General features: G+C 65.8%; 16 protein-coding genes. 8 read left to right on the top strand and 8 right to left on the bottom strand.

Annotated elements, in window-relative coordinates; genetic code table 11:
- Positions 1 to 25: 25 nt before the first annotated feature.
- Positions 26 to 1000 carry an MBL fold metallo-hydrolase gene (locus AXW83_RS02580; protein ID WP_066610364.1) on the bottom strand — a complete coding sequence of 325 codons (975 nt, stop codon included), beginning with the start codon at positions 998 to 1000 and terminating at the stop codon, positions 26 to 28.
- Positions 978 to 2003, bottom strand: a complete 1026-nt coding sequence (locus tag AXW83_RS02575) for a fumarylacetoacetate hydrolase family protein (RefSeq protein WP_066610363.1) — start codon at positions 2001 to 2003, stop codon at positions 978 to 980. The genes AXW83_RS02580 and AXW83_RS02575 overlap by 23 nt, the downstream gene beginning before the upstream one ends.
- A gap of 62 nt (positions 2004 to 2065) precedes the next feature.
- Between AXW83_RS02575 and AXW83_RS02570 the strand changes: the two genes are divergently transcribed.
- The 4 genes from AXW83_RS02570 (at position 2066) to AXW83_RS02555 (ending at position 6676) form a co-directional block, all read left to right on the top strand.
- Positions 2066 to 3151 carry a TRAP transporter substrate-binding protein gene (locus AXW83_RS02570; protein WP_066610362.1) on the top strand — a complete coding sequence of 362 codons (1086 nt, stop codon included), beginning with the start codon at positions 2066 to 2068 and terminating at the stop codon, positions 3149 to 3151.
- A 118-nt stretch (positions 3152 to 3269) separates the two neighbouring features.
- On the top strand, positions 3270 to 3779 hold the full coding sequence (locus AXW83_RS02565) for a MarR family winged helix-turn-helix transcriptional regulator (RefSeq protein ID WP_066610359.1): 510 nt from the start codon (positions 3270 to 3272) through the stop codon (positions 3777 to 3779).
- A 173-nt stretch (positions 3780 to 3952) separates the two neighbouring features.
- Positions 3953 to 5146 carry a DUF2865 domain-containing protein gene (locus AXW83_RS02560; protein WP_168166047.1) on the top strand — a complete coding sequence of 398 codons (1194 nt, stop codon included), beginning with the start codon at positions 3953 to 3955 and terminating at the stop codon, positions 5144 to 5146.
- A gap of 204 nt (positions 5147 to 5350) precedes the next feature.
- Positions 5351 to 6676, top strand: a complete 1326-nt coding sequence (locus AXW83_RS02555; RefSeq protein WP_066610353.1) for an MFS transporter — start codon at positions 5351 to 5353, stop codon at positions 6674 to 6676.
- A gap of 112 nt (positions 6677 to 6788) precedes the next feature.
- Here the strand turns inward: AXW83_RS02555 and gltX are convergent, their stop codons facing one another.
- A complete protein-coding gene (gltX, locus tag AXW83_RS02550) occupies positions 6789 to 8129 on the bottom strand; it encodes a glutamate--tRNA ligase (protein WP_066610351.1) in 1341 nt (446 codons plus the stop codon).
- 40 nt (positions 8130 to 8169) lie between these two features.
- Complete coding sequence (locus AXW83_RS02545; protein WP_066610349.1) at positions 8170 to 9909, bottom strand: NAD+ synthase; 1740 nt, start codon at positions 9907 to 9909, stop codon at positions 8170 to 8172.
- A gap of 149 nt (positions 9910 to 10058) precedes the next feature.
- On the opposite strand from AXW83_RS02545, the gene AXW83_RS02540 reads away from it, so the two are divergent.
- Positions 10059 to 10943, top strand: a complete 885-nt coding sequence (locus AXW83_RS02540) for an outer membrane protein (protein ID WP_168166046.1) — start codon at positions 10059 to 10061, stop codon at positions 10941 to 10943.
- Between the two features lie 70 nt (positions 10944 to 11013).
- On the opposite strand, the gene AXW83_RS02535 is transcribed toward AXW83_RS02540, so the two are convergent.
- The 3 genes from AXW83_RS02535 to AXW83_RS02525 all read right to left on the bottom strand — a co-directional run bounded on the left by AXW83_RS02535 (position 11014) and on the right by AXW83_RS02525 (position 13332).
- On the bottom strand, positions 11014 to 12396 hold the full coding sequence (locus tag AXW83_RS02535; protein WP_066610340.1) for a class II 3-deoxy-7-phosphoheptulonate synthase: 1383 nt from the start codon (positions 12394 to 12396) through the stop codon (positions 11014 to 11016).
- A gap of 277 nt (positions 12397 to 12673) precedes the next feature.
- On the bottom strand, positions 12674 to 13087 hold the full coding sequence (locus AXW83_RS02530; protein ID WP_066610339.1) for a type II toxin-antitoxin system VapC family toxin: 414 nt from the start codon (positions 13085 to 13087) through the stop codon (positions 12674 to 12676).
- A complete protein-coding gene (locus tag AXW83_RS02525; RefSeq protein ID WP_066610338.1) occupies positions 13084 to 13332 on the bottom strand; it encodes a type II toxin-antitoxin system VapB family antitoxin in 249 nt (82 codons plus the stop codon). The genes AXW83_RS02530 and AXW83_RS02525 overlap by 4 nt, the downstream gene beginning before the upstream one ends.
- A gap of 181 nt (positions 13333 to 13513) precedes the next feature.
- On the opposite strand from AXW83_RS02525, the gene AXW83_RS02520 reads away from it, so the two are divergent.
- Complete coding sequence (locus AXW83_RS02520) at positions 13514 to 14242, top strand: methyltransferase domain-containing protein (RefSeq protein ID WP_066610337.1); 729 nt, start codon at positions 13514 to 13516, stop codon at positions 14240 to 14242.
- Between the two features lie 9 nt (positions 14243 to 14251).
- On the opposite strand, the gene gor is transcribed toward AXW83_RS02520, so the two are convergent.
- On the bottom strand, positions 14252 to 15619 hold the full coding sequence (gene gor, locus AXW83_RS02515; protein WP_066610336.1) for a glutathione-disulfide reductase: 1368 nt from the start codon (positions 15617 to 15619) through the stop codon (positions 14252 to 14254).
- Between the two features lie 245 nt (positions 15620 to 15864).
- On the opposite strand from gor, the gene AXW83_RS02510 reads away from it, so the two are divergent.
- Complete coding sequence (locus tag AXW83_RS02510) at positions 15865 to 16827, top strand: Bug family tripartite tricarboxylate transporter substrate binding protein (protein WP_066610335.1); 963 nt, start codon at positions 15865 to 15867, stop codon at positions 16825 to 16827.
- Between the two features lie 108 nt (positions 16828 to 16935).
- Positions 16936 to 17415 (top strand): tripartite tricarboxylate transporter TctB family protein, encoded by a 480-nt coding sequence (locus tag AXW83_RS02505; protein ID WP_168166045.1) that lies wholly within the window; start codon positions 16936 to 16938, stop codon positions 17413 to 17415.
- The last annotated feature ends 8 nt before the right edge of the window (positions 17416 to 17423 follow it).

Here is a 17423-nt window from a genome sequence, read left to right as displayed (position 1 = left end):
TACGGAACAGCAACGACGCTCCGCACTACCCCCGCAGCTGCGCCCACATCTGCCGGTCGCGCTCGTCGGTCCAGATCCGGGGACGGTCGAGCCCGCCGACCTCGTCATAAGCGCGGCTGACGCTGAACGGCAGATAGCGGTCGAAATCGGCCAAATCGCCATAGGCCGGTTTCAGCGTAGCGTGAACATGCTCGAAGGTTTCGCGAAAGGAGTGGACACCTTCCGCTTTCGCGCCCACGGCCTCGTAAAGATCCCTGAGAAAGGCCCGCGTCGCGGCGATCGCATCCGAGACGGCGGACGGGCCGATCAACGCCGCGCCTCGGCCCGGCAGCATCGCGACCGAACCGATCTGGGAGAGATCATCGAGCGTCGCCGGCCAGTCCTCGAAATGGGCGTCGCCGCAATAGGGCGCGGCCCCATGTTCGACAAGATCGCCGACGAACGAGATCGAGCAGTCCGGGATCAAGGCGATGATGTCGCCGGTGGTGTGGCCGCGCCCCAGCCTGATCAGGCGCACCTCGCGGCGCCCGAGCCAGATCGAGCAGTCCTCCGAGAAGGTCGTGGTCGGCCAGGTCAGATCGGGCAGGATCGTTTCCGCGCCCCGGAACAGATGCGGATGGCGCGCGATCTCGTTTGCCCTTTCCTGCTCGCCACGCTCCAGGATCAGGTCGCGCGCCTCGTCCGAACAGACGATCTGGCGTGCACCATAGGCCGGCGCGCCCAGCGCGCGCACGGCGTGGTAGTGCGACAGCACGAGATGGTGGATGGGCTTGTCCGTGACGGACCGCACGCGGTCGATCACGGCCTGCGCCATCTTCGGCGTCGCCTGCGCATCGAACACCAGCACGCTGTCGTCGCCGACGACGACACCGGTGTTCGAGCAGCCATCGGCGATGTAGGCGTAGATGCCGTCGTCGATCTCGTCGAAGGAGACGGGGTTCCCGCCGAGACCGGCACTGGCGGCGAGGCCGGGCTTGTCAGCTGGCTGTGGGCTCTGCATGGGGCAGGACGTCCTGTTCTATGGCGCCGAAGATAGAGTGTCCGGCGGCGTCCTTCATCTCGAGGCGAATCGTATCGCCATAGCGCAGGTACGGTGTCGAAGCTGAACCGTCGATGATCGTTTCGACCATTCGCTGCTCGGCGATGCAGGCATAGCCTGCTCCGCCCGCTGCCAGCGGCCGGCCCGGACCGCCGCCGGCATCCCGGTTGGAAACGGTGCCGGAGCCGATGATCGTGCCGGCCGACAGGGGCCGCGTCCTGGCCGCATGGGCGATCAGTGTGCCGAAATCGAAGGTCATGTCGACGCCGGCATCGGGCCTGCCGAACGGCTTGCCATTCAGCAGGGCGAGCAGGGGCAGGCGCAGTTTGCCGCCGGCCCAGGCATCGCCCAGTTCGTCGAGCGTGACCGCGACCGGCGAGAACGCCGTCGGCGGCTTTGACTGAACGAAACCAAAGCCTTTCGCCAGTTCGCTCGCAATCAGATTCCGCAAGCTGACATCGTTTGCCAGCATCACGAGACGGATATGGCCATGCGCCGCCTCTGCAGTGAGGCCGAGCGGGACGTCACCCGTCACCACCGCGATCTCGCCTTCGAAATCGATGCCATGCTCCTCGCTGCGGGCATGGATCGGCTCGCGCGGACCCAGGCAGGAATCGGAGCCGCCCTGGTACATCAGCGGATCGGTCAAGAAGCTCTCGGGCATCTGCGCGCCCCGCGCCTTCCGAACCAGATCGACATGGTTCACGTAAGCGGAGCCATCGAGCCATTGATACGCCCGCGGCAGCGGCGCCGCGCAGTCATGCTCGTGGAAGCGGAAGGACGGCACGAAGCCGTGCTCCAGGCTTTCCGACAGATCGGCCAGACGCGGAGCATTCCGGTCCCAATCGTCGAGCGCGGCCTGCAGCGTCGGCACGACCGGGAAGGCGTCGGTGGCGCGGGTGAGATCCTTCGAGACGACGACGAGACGGCCATCCCGTCCGTGCTTGAGCGAGGCGAGTTTCATGTCTTTTCATTCCTCCCGGGACGCGCCAATAAGAGCGCAACAAACTTTTGGGAGACGACCTTATGAAACGCCGCGAGTTTTTGAAAACAGGGGCTCTTGCCGCCGCTGCGACTCCGGTGGCAATGCCCGCCATCGCACAGTCGATGCCGGAGGTGAAATGGCGCCTGACGTCGAGCTTCCCGAAGTCGCTCGACACGATCTACGGCACCGCCCAACAGTTCGCGAAGTTCATGTCCGACGCGACGGACGGCAAGTTCCAGGTTCAGACCTTCTCGGCCGGTGAGATCGTGCCCGGCCTGCAGGCGCTCGACGCGGTGACCTCTGGCACGGTCGAATGCGCGCATACGCCGACCTATTTCTATATCGGCAAGGATCCGACGCTCGGGCTGGGAACCGGCATCCCGTTCGGGCTCAATGCGCGCCAGCAGCATTCATGGTGGTATTTCGGCGGCGGCGAGCAGATCGTCAATGCGGCGCTGGCCAAGTTCAACGCCTATTCGATCCCCTGCGGCAATTCCGGCTGCCAGATGGGCGGCTTCTTCCGCAAGGAATTGACCGGGCTCGACGACCTCAAGGGGCTGAAATTCCGGATCGGCGGCATGGGCGGGGCGGTGCTGGCCAAGCTCGGCGTGGTGCCGACGCAGATCGCCGGCGGCGACGTCTATCCGGCGCTGGAGCGCGGTACGATCGACGCGGCCGAGTTCGTCGGCCCCTATGACGACGAGAAGCTCGGCTTCGTGCGCGTGGCGAAATACTACTACTACCCCGGCTGGTGGGAGGGCGGCGCTATGCTGCACCTCGTCATCAACCAGGAGCAGTGGAACAAGCTGCCCAAGCACTATCAGGCCATCGTCCAGCACGCCTGCGAGGCGGCCAACAACTGGATGCTGGCGAAATACGACGCCGTGAACCCCGGCGGGCTGCGCCGACTGGTCGCGCAGGGCGCGCAGCTCAAGGCATTCCCGATGCCGATCATGGAAGCGGCGCTTAAGGCGGCGGAAGAATATTACGCTGAGACCTCGGCCAAGAGCCCCGAATTCAAGGCCGGCTACGATTCGATGGTCGCCTTCCGCGGCGAGAACCTGCTCTGGTGGCAGGTGGCGGAGCTGTCCTACGATTCGTTCATGAACCGGCTGCGGTCGCGCTGAGTCTGGTCGCGACCATCGCATCACCCGCAGTCGGCGAGTCCGGCGACGGCGTCCGGCGACTGGCTCTCCGGGTTTGGGCGACCGCGAGGTCATCCAAACCCGCCTGCAAGTGAAACCCATGTCGCAAAAAAAGCTCCAGCCGGACCGCGAGCCGCCCCAGGCTCAGGCGCAGCTGCGGCTCGAGCAGTTCCTGCCATACAGGCTCAACGTCGTCGGCTTCTTCGCCAGCCGGGCGCTCGGGCGGATCTATGCGGAGCATTTCGGCATCGACATTCCGCAATGGCGCGTCGTCGCGCAGCTCGGTGAATTCGGCAAGCTGACGGCACGCGACATCGGCGATCTCGCCCAGATGCAGAAGACCAAGGTCTCGCGAGCGGTCGGCGAATTGGAGAAGCGCGGGCTGGTTGCGCGCGCCGAGAACCGGCAGGATCGGCGCGAATCCTTCGTCACCCTCACGCAAGCCGGGACCCGTATCTATGCGCAGATCGTGCCGCTGGCGCTCGCGTTCCAGCAGCGCTGGATCGAGGGCATCTCGCCCGACGAGCTGAAGGTTTTCGAACGGGTTCTATCGACGCTGACCGAAAGAGGCCGCCATCTCGCCGGCGGGTATCGCGAGGACGAAGCCTGATTGCTGGCATCACGCAAATATGCCATGCGGATAAGCTCGTGGCGCTGCGTGGTTGAGTGCCGGTACGCCGCAGCAGTCCTTAGTTCGGTCGCGTTTGGCTGATGATGTGACGGGCAACGGCAATGGTTCGGCACTGGCTGGACCGGCAAACAGGTGATGTGGCCCGACCGGCGATGATAGTCCAATTTTCCAGACGCTTTGGTGCGGTGCTGATGGCGCTGGCCGGCCTGAGCGGTGCGGCCTATGCGCAATCCCCGGCCTGCAATGCGTGGCGATCCGAGCTGGCGAGCCTGCAGGGCCAGCGCAACAGCGATCCGCGCGTGGCCGAGGCGGCGCGCCGGGCCGGCGCCCAGCTGTCGCAGGCCACGGAACAGTACCGCGCGATAGGCTGCGAGCGCGGCGGCTTCCTGATCTTCGGCGACCAGCCGCCGCCGCAATGCGGGTCCTTGCGCGCCCAGATCGGCCAATTGCAGGCCCAGTACGGTGCACTCCAGCGACAGGCGCAAGGCGGCGGCGACACCCAGCGACGGGCTCAGCTCGCCGCCGCGATCGAGAACAACTGCCGGGGCGCACCGCAGCAGCAGCGCGGCTTCTTCGAAACGATCTTCGGGATCGAGCCACGCCGCGGCGAAGTCGATTCGACCCTGCCCGGCCTCGACCCCGACCAGCCGCTGGAACCGGAAAAGCCGCGTCTGGGCGGCCCGCAGACCGTCTGCGTGCGCAGCTGCGACGGCTTCTTCTTCCCGCTCGCCAACACCCCCAACGGGCGCGAGGGCGCCGACGAGATGTGCCAGGCGCTCTGTCCGGGCGCGGAGACGACAGCCTATGGCATGACCAATGGCAGCGACATCCAGAACGCGGTCTCGCGCAGCACGGGCCAGCCCTACCAGTCGCTGCCGAATGCCGGCAAATACCAGCGCAGTTTTGATGCAGCTTGCACCTGTCGCGGCCAGGGCCAGAGCTGGTCGCAAGCCCTGAAGGACGCCGAATACCTGCTCGACAAGCGCAAGGGCGACATCATCGTCACCGAGCAGCGTGCCGCCGAGCTGTCGCGCCCGAGGGTCGATCCGAAGGCCGACCCCAAGCGCAAGGGCGCCGCGCCCGCGCCCGCGCCGACGCCGGCTGCGGCTGCGGCCGCCAGCCCGCCCCCTGAGCTGCCCGACGAGAAGCCGCTACCCTCGGAGAATTCTCCGACATCGGGCACGGAATCGGCCGGCGTCGGGCCTCGCACGGTCGGCGAGCGGGTTCTCGACAAGGGCGACGGGCTCACGCGCGAGACCCGCAGCGTCACCGGCGAGAAGCGCACGGTGAGGATCGTCGCCCCCAATCTCGCGCCCAATCTGGCACCCACGGTCGCCCGACCCTGACGGCGACCGGCAGGAGTTCCATGCACCAGAGCCATACCAGCACAGCTTCGACGTCGAGATCAGGCGCTGGACGCATGGGTGGTGGCGGCGCATAACGACGGGCAGTCGTTCAACCTTCGCCTGGGGGTGCACCGGATGGGGACGTTGCCTCGCGCCTGTCGCGAACGCACCGGCAGCTCCGACGACCCAGGCCCAGAGGCCGCCATGTCCGATACCGCCGCGCCCCACCACGCCCACCCGATCGAACTCGCCGACGCGAAACGGCGCATCAAGGCGATCTTCGTCGGCTCCGTCGGCAATCTCGTCGAGTGGTACGATTTCTACGCCTATACGGCGTTCGCGCTGTATTTCGCGCCTGCCTTCTTCCCGTCGAGCGACCCGGTCGTGCAGCAGCTCAATGCCGCGACGCTGTTCGCGGCCGGTTTCATCGTACGCCCGCTCGGCGGCTGGCTGTTCGGCCATCTCGCCGATCGCTACGGCCGGCGGCTTTCGCTGACGATCTCCGTCGTGATGATGTGCTTCGGCTCGCTGATCATCGCGGTAACGCCGACCTATGCCTCGATCGGCTTTGCGGCCCCTGCCCTGCTCGCGCTGGCGCGCATCATCGAGGGCCTGAGCCTGGGCGGCGAGTACGGGGCGAGCGCGACCTATCTCTCGGAGGTGGCCGACCCGGAGCATCGCGGCTTCTATTCGAGCTTCCAGTACGTCACGCTGATCGGCGGGCAGCTGACCGCCATTCTCGTCCTGCTGCTGCTTCAGAACGTCTTTCTGACGCATGAGCAGCTCGTCGCCTGGGGCTGGCGCATTCCCTTCGTCATCGGGGCGCTGCTGGCGATCACGGCGATGTTCATGCGCCGCCATATGCAGGAAACGGATGCCTTCAACGCGGCCACGAAGGAGCCGGTCAAGCGCCAGAGTTCGATCCGCGGCCTGCTGAAATACCCGCGCGAGATTGCGATCGTGGTCGGGCTGACGGCCGGCGGGACGGCCGCCTTCTACACCTTCACCACCTATATGCAGACCTTCGTCAAGCAGACCGTCGGGCTTTCCGACCTGACCACGACCTATGTCATCGCGGGCTCGCTGATTTTTGCCGCGATCCTGCAGCCGATCTATGGCGCGATCTCGGACCGCATCGGCCGCAAGCCGCTCCTGATCTTCTTCGGCGTCGCCGGCACGCTGCTGACCGTGCCGATCCTAACGGCGCTGGCGGGAACGAAATCGCCCTGGATCGCCTTCCTGCTCATCTCGGGTGCCTGGCTCTTCGTCGCGGGCTACACCTCGATCAATGCCGTCGTGAAGGCAGAGCTGTTCCCGACCTCGATCCGGGCGACCGGCATCGCGGTGCCTTATGCCGTCACGGTATCCATCTTCGGCGGCACGGCGCCCGCGATCGCGCTGTTCTTCAAGCAGCAGGGCCATGAGGAGTGGTTCTACTACTACCTCGCGGGCGTGATCTTCCTGTCGCTGCTCGTCTACGCGACGATGCGCGACACCAAGCATGACTCGGCGATGCACCGGCACGATTGAATAAGAGGCTCACGTCATGGTCGGGCTTGACCCGACCATCTCTGAAACCAGCCCGCACTCGTCACGAGATTCTCGGCTCGCTGCCTTGCAGCGCCCGAGAATGACGGTGGGCTCAGGCCGCCTCGCCTGCCAGCCGCCTCAGCGCCTTGTCGCGGCCGATCAGCGGCAACAGGGCGGCGAGCTCCGGGCCGTGATCAAGCCCGGTGAGGGCCTGCCGCAGGGGCATGAACAGGGCCTTGCCCTTCGCCCCGGTCGCGGCAGAGACGGCGGCGGTCCAGCTCTTCCATGTCGTCGCGTCGAAAGGCTCGGGCGGCAGCACCGACGCTGCGGTCGCAGCGAAGTCCGGGTCGACGATCACGGGCGCCAGCTGGCCGCGGACCACCTCATCCCACATGCGCGCCTCGTCGATTTTCGCGAGGTTGCCCCGGATCGCTAACCAGAAGGCTTCACAGCCATCGACGCCGAGACCGGCCAGCCGCTCGGCCACGGCCTCATAGGGCAGCTGGTGCAGCGTGCGGGCGCTCAGCGCCTCCAGTTCGTGCTCGTCGAACTTTGCCGGCGCGCGCGAGACATGCGCGAGATCCACCAGATCTGCGAGTTCATCGAGGCTGGCGACCGGCCGCACCGCGTCCGACGAGCCGACCAGCACGGCGAGCGCCGCGACCGCCAGCGCCTCGACGCCGGATTCTCGCAGGCCGCGCAGGGAGAGATGGCCGAGCCGCTTGGACAGCCCCTCCCCGCTCGCGGTGGTCAGCAGGTTGTGATGGCCGAAGACAGGAAGCTTTGCGCCCAACGCCTCGAAGATCTGGATCTGGACCGCCGTGTTGGTGACGTGGTCCTCGCCCCGGATGACGTGGGTGATGCCGGTCTCCGCATCATCGACGACGGAGGGCAGATGGTAGAGATAGCTGCCATCCTCGCGGATCAACACCTGATCCGACAGCGAGGCGCAATCGACATGGGCCTCGCCGCGGATGAGATCGCTCCAGGCGACGATGCGCGGCTCCAGCAGGAAGCGCCAATGCGGCTTGCGGCCTTCGGCTTCGAGCTGAGCCTTGTCCTGTGCCGTCAGCTTGAGCGCGGCGCGATCGTAGACCGGCGGCAGGCCCCGCGCGAGCTGGCGCTTGCGGCGGCGATCGAGTTCGTCGGCCGTCTCGTAACAAGGGTAGAGGCGTCCGGCGTCGCGCAGGCGTTGCGCGGCAGCGTCATAGATGGCCAATCGATCCGACTGCCTGATGACACGATCGGGCACGACGCCGAGCCAGGCCAGGTCTTCCGCGATCGCCTCGGCGAATTCTGGCTTCGAGCGGACAGCATCGGTATCGTCATAACGCAGCAGGAAGCGGCCGCCATGGCGGCACGCAAACAGCCAGTTGAACATGATCGACCGGACGTTGCCGATATGAAGGAAGCCGGTCGGAGACGGGGCGGTGCGGACGAACGGTGGAGTCATCGGTGGCTTATGGCGCGTTTGCCGGGCAGCGACAATCGTCTCAAAAATCGAAGCTCTCCCCGCCTCCCTTGCCGACGCCCTTCACCAGTCCACCATTGGGCACATGTGCCGGCTCGCCTGAATCCACGAAACCATTGACGATCGGGTAGCGCCGGTCACGGCCGAAATTTCGGGCGGTGATCTTGACGCCGGGCGCCGCCTGCCGGCGCTTGTACTCGGCGCGGCGCAGCATCTGCTCGACCCGCTGCACGATTACGGGATCGTGGCCCTTCGCAACGAGATCGGCGACGCGCAGTTCCTGCTCGACGAGGCCGTCGAGAATGGCGTCGAGCACATCATAGGGCGGCAGCATGTCCTGGTCGGTCTGACCTTCGCTGAGTTCCGCGGAGGGTGGCCGCTCGAGGATCGAGGCCGGGACGACGATGCCGTCGGGCCCCAGTGCGCCTATCGGCCTCCAGCCATTGCGCAAGGTGCAGAGACGGTAAATCTCCGTCTTGTAGAGGTCCTTGACCGGGTTGAAGCCGCCGCTCATGTCGCCATAGAGCGTGGCGTAGCCGCAGGACATCTCGGATTTGTTGCCTGTCGTGACCAGCATCGAGCCCTGCGCGTTCGAAATCGCCATCAGGATCGTGCCGCGGATGCGGCTCTGCAGGTTCTCGTCGGCGATGCGGCGGTCGGTGCCGGCGAGCAGCGGCGCAAGCACAGGCTCGAAGCCCGCGAGCGGTCCGGCGATCGGGGCGATCTCGTAGCGCAGTCCGAGCGCGTCGGCGCAAGACTTTGCGTCGTCGAGACTGCGCTGCGCCGTAAAGCGGGAGGGCAGCATGACGGCATGGACCCGCTCAGGGCCCAGCGCATCGACGGCCATCGCCGCGCACAGCGCCGAATCGACACCGCCCGACAGACCCAGCACCACGCCCGGAAAGCGGTTCTTCTCGACATAGTCGCGCAAGCCCAACACACAGGCGGCGTAGTCGGCCCGAGCGCCGGTCTCGATCTCCGCGACCGCTCCAGGCTTGCACTGCCAGCCGCCGCCTTCGCGCACCCAGTCGGTGACGACGAGGCTTTCGCGGAAGGCAGGAAGCTGATGCGCCAGCGTCCGGTCAGCGTTCAGGACGAAGGAGGCGCCGTCGAAGACGAGTTCGTCCTGGCCGCCGATCTGGTTGAGATAGACCAGCGGCAGGCCGGATTCGACGATGCGCGCCACGGCGACGCTCATGCGCTCGTCCATCACGCCACGACGAAACGGCGAGCCATTGGGCGAGAGCAGTATCTCGGCTCCGGTCTCGGCCAGGCACTCGACGACATCCTCGCCCCAGATGTCCTCGCAGACCGGCAATCCGAGCCGGACCCTGTCGCGGAACACCACCGGGCCGGGCAGCGGTCCCGGCGAAAAAACGCGTTTCTCGTCGAACACGCCGTAATTCGGCAGATCGACCTTGAAGCGCACCGACTGGATCAAACCGCCGTCGAGCAGGGCATAGGCATTGTAGAGCCTGCCCTCCTCCAGCCAGGGCAGGCCGACGAGCAGGGCCGGTCCGCCATCGGCGGTCTCGCGCGCCAGCGCCTCGCAGGCCTTGCGGCAGGCATCCTGGAAGGCGGGTTTCAGCACGAGGTCTTCGGGCGGATAACCGCAGAGGAAGAGCTCAGGGAACATCACCAGATCCGCTCCCACCTGCCGGGCGGATGCGCGCGCGGCGCCGATCTTTGCCGCATTGCCGGTAATGTCGCCGACAGTCGGGTTCAGTTGCGCCAAAGCGATGCGGAGGGAGTTCGAGCTCATGAGCCCGGCTGTAGCGCGGCGGCGGGGCACCAGCAATGTGGGCTCCCGCATAGCTGCGCGTCGGCGCTTAACCGGTCGTTAGGGTTAATCGCGCATGAATCGTGTCGCGCCTGTCAGTGACGATGGCCGGCTGGTTCGGAGAGACCATCATGCGTATCCGCTCACTCATGCTAGCCGGCGTCGCCACGCTCGGCCTCGCCTCGGTCACAGGCCCTGCCGCACAGGCGGCCGACTACCCGGTCCTGCGCGGATCGCAGATCGAGGACGCGCCGCAGGCGCCGAACGGTTTCGATTCGGGGACGATGAACTGGAGCGGATTCTACCTCGGTGGCGGTGCGGGCGTGTCAGACACGAAATTCGCTCCGGGAGGGACAGGACTGCAGGGACTGGCGCGGTCGGCCTACCGGAACACGGTTCTGGGGGCGGAGATCGACATGGGCGGGCTCGTCAGTGACCTGCCCACCAAGCGTGATAGCGGAGCGACCTATTTCGGCTTCGGCGGATACAACTTCGCCTTTGGCGACGTGATTCTAGGCTTCGAGGCGGATTACACCCGCTCGGAACATCGCTATGCGATCAAAGATTTCATCGCACGCCAATTCCAGACGTCCGATGGCGACATCAACAATTTTTCCCTGGCCACCAATCAGGGCGCGACCTTGCAAGATTATGCAACCGCGCGCCTGCGCATGGGCTGGGCCTATGGCCGCATCATGCCGTTCGCGACAGTCGGCGGTGCTGTCGGCCGCTTCGACACGACGTCGACCATCGACGCGACCTATCGTTTCACGCGGATCAATCCGATCACCGGCGTAGTGCAGAACAACGTGGTCGCTGCAGGCTATCCCCTGACCGTCGGGAACTCCAAGACCAACGTCTACGGCTTTGGCCTCGCTTTAGGCGGCGGCATCGACATGGCGCTGACCGACAATCTGTTCGTGCGAGCGGAATACCAGCTCATCCGCTTCGCCGATGTCGAGGGCACGACGACGACGGTCAACACGGCGCGGGTCGCGGCCGGCCTCAAGTTCTGACACCTGAACAGTTTGAGATCGACGGCCGGGGCTGAGCCCCGGCCTTTTGCTATGCCAACTGCGGCGCGGATTATTCCGCCGCCTCGACCTCAGGCCGCGCCCGCCCTGCCCGCTCGCGCTTAACGAGTTCGGCGACGAGGAACGCCAGTTCCAACGCCTGCTCCGCGTTGAGGCGCGGGTCGCAGACCGTGTGGTAGCGATCGTTCAGGTCCGCGTCGGTCATGCCCCGGGCGCCGCCGGTGCACTCCGTGACGTTCTTGCCGGTCATTTCCAGGTGCAGGCCGCCGGCATGGGTGCCCTCGGCCTGATGCACGGCGAAGAAGTTCCTCACCTCGGTCAGGATCAGGTCGAAGGGCCGCGTCTTGTAGTTTCCCGCCTTGACCGTGTTGCCGTGCATCGGGTCGCAGGACCAGACGACGTTGCGGCCCTCGCGCTTGGTGGCCCGCACAAGCGCCGGCAGGTTGTCGAAGACCTTGTCAGCGCCGAAGCGTGCGATCAGCGTGAGACGCCCGGGCTGGTTCTGGGGATCGAGCACCTCGATCAGCTTCATCAAGCCGTCCGCCGTCATCGACGGCCCGCATTTGAGGCCGATCGGATTGCGGATGCCGCGGAAGAACTCGACATGGGCGTGGTCAAGCTGGCGCGTGCGGTCGCCGATCCAGACCATATGGCCCGAGGTGTCGTACCAGTCGCCGCTCGTCGAATCGGTGCGCGTCATCGCCTGCTCGTAGCCGAGCAGCAGCGCCTCATGGCTGGTGTAGAAATCCGTCGTGCGCATCTCGGGATGCGTCTCCGGATCTATGCCGATGGCGCGCATGAAGTCGAGCGCTTCGGTGATTCGCTCGGCGACCTCGTTGTAGCGCGACGAGGCCGGCGCATCCTTCACGAAGCCGAGCATCCAGCGATGGGCGTTGTCGAGATTGGCGTAGCCACCCGTCGCAAAGGCGCGGATCAGGTTCAGCGTTGCGGCCGACTGGCGATAGGCCTCGAGCTGGCGGCGCGGATCGGGGATACGCGCTTCCGGCGTGAAGGCGTTGTCGTTGACGATGTCGCCCTTGTAGCTCGGCAGCTCGACGCCGCCGATCGACTCCGTGGGGGCCGAGCGCGGTTTGGCGAACTGGCCGGCGATCCGCCCGACCTTCACCACGGGCGAGCCGCCGGCAAAGGTGAGGACCACCGCCATCTGCAGAAACAGCCGGAAGAAATCGCGGATGTTGTCGGCCGAATGCTCGCCGAAGCTCTCGGCACAGTCTCCGCCCTGGAGCAGGAAGGCCTCGCCGTTTGCGACTTGTCCGAGGGCCTTCTTCAGCTTGCGCGCCTCACCCGCAAAAACGAGCGGCGGAAAGCCGGCGAGCTGCTGCTCCACCGCCTTCAAGGCTGCCTGGTCCGGATAGTCCGGAATCTGCTGGACGGGCTTTGCCCTCCAGCTCTCTGGCGTCCACCGCTCGGACATGGGGTCTGCTCCTGACTGACAGTCGCGCGGCCGTTAACCTCGTTGCAGCGCGAAGGCGGGCCTATACACCCAAGGCGGCGCGATGGCCACCAGAGAGCACACGAACGGCGACGACCGGCTCCCACTGCGACATGGTTAGCGAAACCTGAATCGCTTCAAGGCATTGTGCGCCGTCGCTGCCAGATCGATTCCGATGTTTGAGACGGTGATTCAGGAAGTTCGCGCAGCGATTCAACGCGTTCTGGTTCGGAATCGGCCTGGCCGGCTACCGCCGACGCTATGCGGAGTCGATGTCGGTCCGGCCGAAATCGTCGCCCTTGAACAGCAGTGCAGCCTTGAAATGCTTTGCCGTGGCGTAGGAGAAACAGTCACCGAGGTTGAGGATACCCGGGCGACCGCCACCCATGCCGTAGCGCTCGGAGGCGGCGATGGCTAGGGCGGTGATCGCCATGTCGGGCGCGATGGGCTCGACCTCGGCTGCGTCAACGAACTCACCGACCTCGGCAAATGCATCGTTTCGATCGATGCTCCATATGCGCGCCAGCGCGCAGGCAGCTTCCCAGATCGTGACGGTCGAAGCGTATCGACGGCCGGATCCTCGCGGCAGCGCATGAAGCCGTGCAGCCAACACCTCGCTGCCGTTTTCCCCGGCCATGATACCGACGATCGCCGAGGCATCGACCACGATCACGGCCGTTCGTACTCGCCGTTCAGTTCGTCATAAAACGCTTTGTCAGCCTGCAACCCAGTCTTGCCAGCTTTTGCCAGCCGCTCGCGGATCGGCGCGATCTTCTCCCAAAGCGTCATCTCCGACCCGTCACGCTCCGCCTTCTCGACCAAGGCCAAGTGGATGATCTCGGTCACTCCCTTGCCGTGGCGGCGCGCCAGATCGCGTGCCAGCGACTCAACGGCCGGGTTCTTGATGCTCAGTCCCATGGCCAAACCTCTTATTCTAGAATGCGACACCATCATTCTATAAATCGGGTACGGCCGCAACGTGGCGGCTCCGCCGGCGCCGCTGGAGCGGGCGATCGGATTTGACAGTCCCGCGCCCCCTCTTTAGCTCGCCGAACAAGCGCGACGCCGCAGACCTTTGCTATCCGAGGCCATTCGATCCATGAATCTCAGCGTCTTCGTGCAAGAATACATGCGTGCCTCCGTGCGCAAGCCGCGGCAGTTCCTGGCGAGCATCCCGGCCCGCACCTGCCCGGTCTGCGATTTCACGGGGCGGTTCCTCGATGTCGGGCCGCGGCCCGAGGCGCGCTGCCCGAACTGCTCCTCCAAGGAGAGAGACCGGATCATGGGGCTCTATCTGCGCCGCACGGGCGCCGACATGTCCGACAAGGCGATCCTGCATTTTTCGCCGGAGCGGCCGTTCTTCCGGCAATGGAAGACAAACCCCGATTATGTCGCCGGCGACGTGAAGGTCAGCAAGGTCGCCAATGCGGTCGTCGACATCACCAAGATCCAGTTCGGCGACGGCCATTTCGACTATGTGATCTGCCATCACGTGCTGGAGCATGTTCCCGACGATGCGCAGGGAATGCGCGAATGCTTCCGCGTGTTGAAGCCCGGCGGCACCGCCTTCTTCTCGGTGCCGCTCGACATGGAGCGCGAGGAGACCTGGGAGCCGCCGGCCGGCATGGACCCGAAGGAAATCGAGCGCATCTGCGGCTGGGATCATGTCCGGCTCTACGGCCGGGATTTTCGCGCGAAGCTGGCGTCGGTCGGCTTCGGCGTGGAAGAGATCGCTTTCACCCCGGAGGAGGCCGAACGATACCGGCTCTCCGAGCGCCATGCGCTCAGCCTGCAAGGCCTCGACAGGATATTCGTCTGCAGCAAGTAGGCCGGCGGATCAGCCCGCCCGCGCCGTCCGCATCGTCACGAGTTCCTCGGCAGCGCTGGGGTGTAGTGCGATGGTGCGATCGAAATCCGCCTTGGTCGCGCCCATGGTGACGGCGATGGCCACAGCCTGGATGATCTCGCCGGAGTCGTGACCGAGGATGTGGACGCCGAGGACGCGGTCCGTCTTCGCGTCAACGACGAGCTTCATGTAGATGCGCTCCTGCCGGCCGGAAATCGTCGCCCTCATCGGCCGAAAGCCCGACTCGAAGATGCGCAGTTCGTAGCCGGCGGCGAAGGCCTGCTGCTCGCTCAGGCCGATCGTGCCGATCTCGGGTGTGGTGAAGACGGCGGAGGCGACGAGGCCGTGGTCCATATGCCAGGGCTTGCCGCCGAAGGTGGAGTCGGCAAAGGCATGGCCTTCGCGGATCGCGACCGGGGTGAGGTTAATGCGGTTGGTGACATCGCCGACGGCATGGATCGAGGGAATGTTCGTCGCCGAATTGTCATCGACCATCACCTGACCGATGGGCCCAAGCTTCACTCCCGCCTGCTCCAGCCCGAGACCGACCGTGTTGGGACGGCGGCCGGTCGCGACCAGGATCACCTCTGCATCGATCGGATCGCCCTTGACGCAATGGGCGCGGCGCGCGCCGTCGGGCAGTTCCTCGATCCGGTCGATGGTGCAGCCCAGCCGCAGTGCGATGCCGGCATGGGCGAGCGCGTCGCGCAGGCGGATGCGAACATCATCATCGAAACCGCGCAGGACATTGTCGCCACGATGCAGCACCGTGACCTCGACGCCGAGCCGTGCGAACAGGCTGGCGAATTCGAGCGCGATATAGCCACCGCCGACGACGAGCATACGCTGGGGCAGGCTCGGCAGATGGAAGATCTCGTTCGACGAAATGCCGAGTTCGCCGCCGGGAATCGGCGGATCGAAGGCGGGGTAGCCGCCTGTCGCCACCAGGATGTGGCGAGCGCGGACGATCTCGCCGCTCTTCTGTAGACGGATCTCGTGCGGCCCCTCGACCACAGCCCTTTCCTCGCGGATCGCAACCTTTGCGCCCTCCAGCCCCTTTCGGTAGAGGCCCGACAATCGTGTCACCTCGTCGGCCACGGCGTCGCGCAGGGTCGGCCAGTCGAAGCGCGGCTTGGGAACCGTCCAGCCGAAGCCTGCGGCATCCTCGAAATCCTCGGCGAAGCGGCTGGCATAGACGAAGAGCTTCTTGGGCACGCAGCCGCGGATGACGCAGGTGCCGCCGATGCGGTCCTCCTCCGCGATCATGACGCGAGCACCATGGCCGGACGCGATGCGCGCCGCGCGCGTGCCGCCGGAGCCTGCCCCGATGACGAAGAGGTCGACGTCGAAATCAGTCATGGCATCCTCGCATGTTCGGTCGGCTCGGGAATGCCGCGTCCGGCCTGCCCGCCCTGCAGCGCTTACGCCATGACGGAAGGGACTGCCAGCGGGCGGCTCCGGCTGCGAGCGAAAGGCAGTCCTGCGAAATCTCTTGACTCATGATTGTGCAATCAGGCGCAATTGACGGCGAAGCGTCCAGCCTGCAGTGGCAGGCCGGGTGACTTGAAAAATGCGCGGGGAAGCCGCGCGCGGAGGAAATTCACATGCTCACATCCATCCTGAAACGCGGCGCCCTGGTGGCGGTCGCGGTGGCCGGCCTCTCGACAGCGGCCTTTGCCCAGCTCGAACTGAAGATCATGGCCCCCGCCTCTCCCGGCGGCGGCTGGGACGGCACGGCGCGCTCGATGCAGCAGGCGCTGATGGCGTCGGGTATCGCCAAGAGCGTGCAGGTGACCAACGTCACCGGCGCCGGCGGCACCATCGGCCTGTCGCAGTTGATCAACGCCAAGGGCGATGGCTCGCAGCTGATGGTCAACGGCTTCGTCATGGTCGGCGCGATCCTGCTCAACAAATCGCCGGTCAACCTGTCGCAGACGACGCCGATCGCCCGGCTGACGGCCGAGGCGCTGGTCATCGTGGTCCCGACTGATTCACCGATCAAGACCGCCAAGGACCTGGCCGAACGCGTCAAGGCAGACCCGGCCAAGGTAACCTGGGCCGGCGGCTCGGCGGGCGGTGCCGACCACATCCTGGCCGCGCTCTTTGCCGAGGGCGCTGGCGGAGATCCCAAGAAAATCAACTACATCCCGTTCTCGGGCGGCGGCGAGGCGCTTGCCGCCATGCTGGGCGGCCGGGTTACTGCCGGCATCTCCGGCTATGGCGAGTTCGAGGGCCAGATCAAGGCCGGCAAGCTGCGCGTCATTGGCGTATCTGCCCCCAAGCGCATCGCGAACGCCCCCGATGCGCCGACCCTCAAGGAGGGTGGCGTCAATGTGGAATTGCTGAACTGGCGCTCGGTCGTCGCCCCTCCCGGCCTGAGCGCGGAGCAGCGCAAGACCCTGTCGGACGCGGTCGAGAAGCTGGTCAAGTCGAAGGAATGGGCCGAGATCCTCAAGGCACGCGGCTGGGACGACGCCTATCTAGGCGGCGCCGATTTCGAAGCCTTCATGACCGCCGAGCAGGCCCGCGTTTCCAAGGTGATGACGGATGTCGGCCTCGTGAAGTAAGGTGAGGGCAGCGTCGCGACGCATCAGAAGGGGCCGGGCGACCGGCCCCTTTCGCGCCTCGGCTTCCCGTTTTCGATCAGCCAAACCGCCTGACCGGCCATGGACCCCATGACGAACGAAAAAATCACACAAGGCGCCGATCGACCGGCCCTCATCGTGGGCATACTCCTGCTCGTCGTGGCCGCGATCGTCGGATATGACGCTTCGAAGCAGACGATCACCTCCAATTACGGCATCGGCCCGACCGCCATGCCCTATGTTGCCTGCGCCGGCCTCGTGATCCTGGGCCTGGCCCATCTGTTCGTCGCATTCCGCGGGGGCTTGCCGAAGCCCGAGGCCGCCGACGGCGCAGCGCTGCTCTGGATCGTCGCCGGGCTTGTGGGGTTGATCGCCTGCATCGCACTCGGCGGCGGCTTCGTCATCGCGGTCACCATCGTCTTCGCCTGCACGGCGCGCGGTTTCGGCCGGCGCGCCCTCCTGGTCGATGCGGTGATCGGCTTCGTGCTGGGCTTCGTCATCTTCATGGTCTTCGCCAAGCTCCTGACCCTGCTGCTCCCGGCGGGGCCGTTCGAACACCTGTTCATCTGAGGCGAGCG

Source organism: Bosea sp. PAMC 26642 (genome assembly GCF_001562255.1).
Taxonomy (GTDB): Bacteria; Pseudomonadota; Alphaproteobacteria; order Rhizobiales; family Beijerinckiaceae; genus Allobosea.
Note: the sequence above shows the minus strand (reverse complement) of the source record. Positions and strands in the feature narration are given on the sequence as shown.

What these genes read in the sequence shown, in the direction of transcription:
- AXW83_RS02580 (WP_066610364.1), bottom strand. Translation starts at nt 1,000, where the DNA reads ATGCAGAGCCCACAGCCAGCTGACAAGCCCGGCCTCGCCGCCAGTGCC.
- AXW83_RS02575 (WP_066610363.1), bottom strand. Translation starts at nt 2,003, where the DNA reads ATGAAACTCGCCTCGCTCAAGCACGGACGGGATGGCCGTCTCGTCGTC.
- AXW83_RS02570 (WP_066610362.1), top strand. Translation starts at nt 2,066, where the DNA reads ATGAAACGCCGCGAGTTTTTGAAAACAGGGGCTCTTGCCGCCGCTGCG.
- AXW83_RS02565 (WP_066610359.1), top strand. Translation starts at nt 3,270, where the DNA reads ATGTCGCAAAAAAAGCTCCAGCCGGACCGCGAGCCGCCCCAGGCTCAG.
- AXW83_RS02560 (WP_168166047.1), top strand. Translation starts at nt 3,953, where the DNA reads ATGATAGTCCAATTTTCCAGACGCTTTGGTGCGGTGCTGATGGCGCTG.
- AXW83_RS02555 (WP_066610353.1), top strand. Translation starts at nt 5,351, where the DNA reads ATGTCCGATACCGCCGCGCCCCACCACGCCCACCCGATCGAACTCGCC.
- gltX (WP_066610351.1), bottom strand. Translation starts at nt 8,129, where the DNA reads ATGACTCCACCGTTCGTCCGCACCGCCCCGTCTCCGACCGGCTTCCTT.
- AXW83_RS02545 (WP_066610349.1), bottom strand. Translation starts at nt 9,909, where the DNA reads ATGAGCTCGAACTCCCTCCGCATCGCTTTGGCGCAACTGAACCCGACT.
- AXW83_RS02540 (WP_168166046.1), top strand. Translation starts at nt 10,059, where the DNA reads ATGCGTATCCGCTCACTCATGCTAGCCGGCGTCGCCACGCTCGGCCTC.
- AXW83_RS02535 (WP_066610340.1), bottom strand. Translation starts at nt 12,396, where the DNA reads ATGTCCGAGCGGTGGACGCCAGAGAGCTGGAGGGCAAAGCCCGTCCAG.
- AXW83_RS02525 (WP_066610338.1), bottom strand. Translation starts at nt 13,332, where the DNA reads ATGGGACTGAGCATCAAGAACCCGGCCGTTGAGTCGCTGGCACGCGAT.
- AXW83_RS02520 (WP_066610337.1), top strand. Translation starts at nt 13,514, where the DNA reads ATGAATCTCAGCGTCTTCGTGCAAGAATACATGCGTGCCTCCGTGCGC.
- gor (WP_066610336.1), bottom strand. Translation starts at nt 15,619, where the DNA reads ATGACTGATTTCGACGTCGACCTCTTCGTCATCGGGGCAGGCTCCGGC.
- AXW83_RS02510 (WP_066610335.1), top strand. Translation starts at nt 15,865, where the DNA reads ATGCTCACATCCATCCTGAAACGCGGCGCCCTGGTGGCGGTCGCGGTG.
- AXW83_RS02505 (WP_168166045.1), top strand. Translation starts at nt 16,936, where the DNA reads ATGACGAACGAAAAAATCACACAAGGCGCCGATCGACCGGCCCTCATC.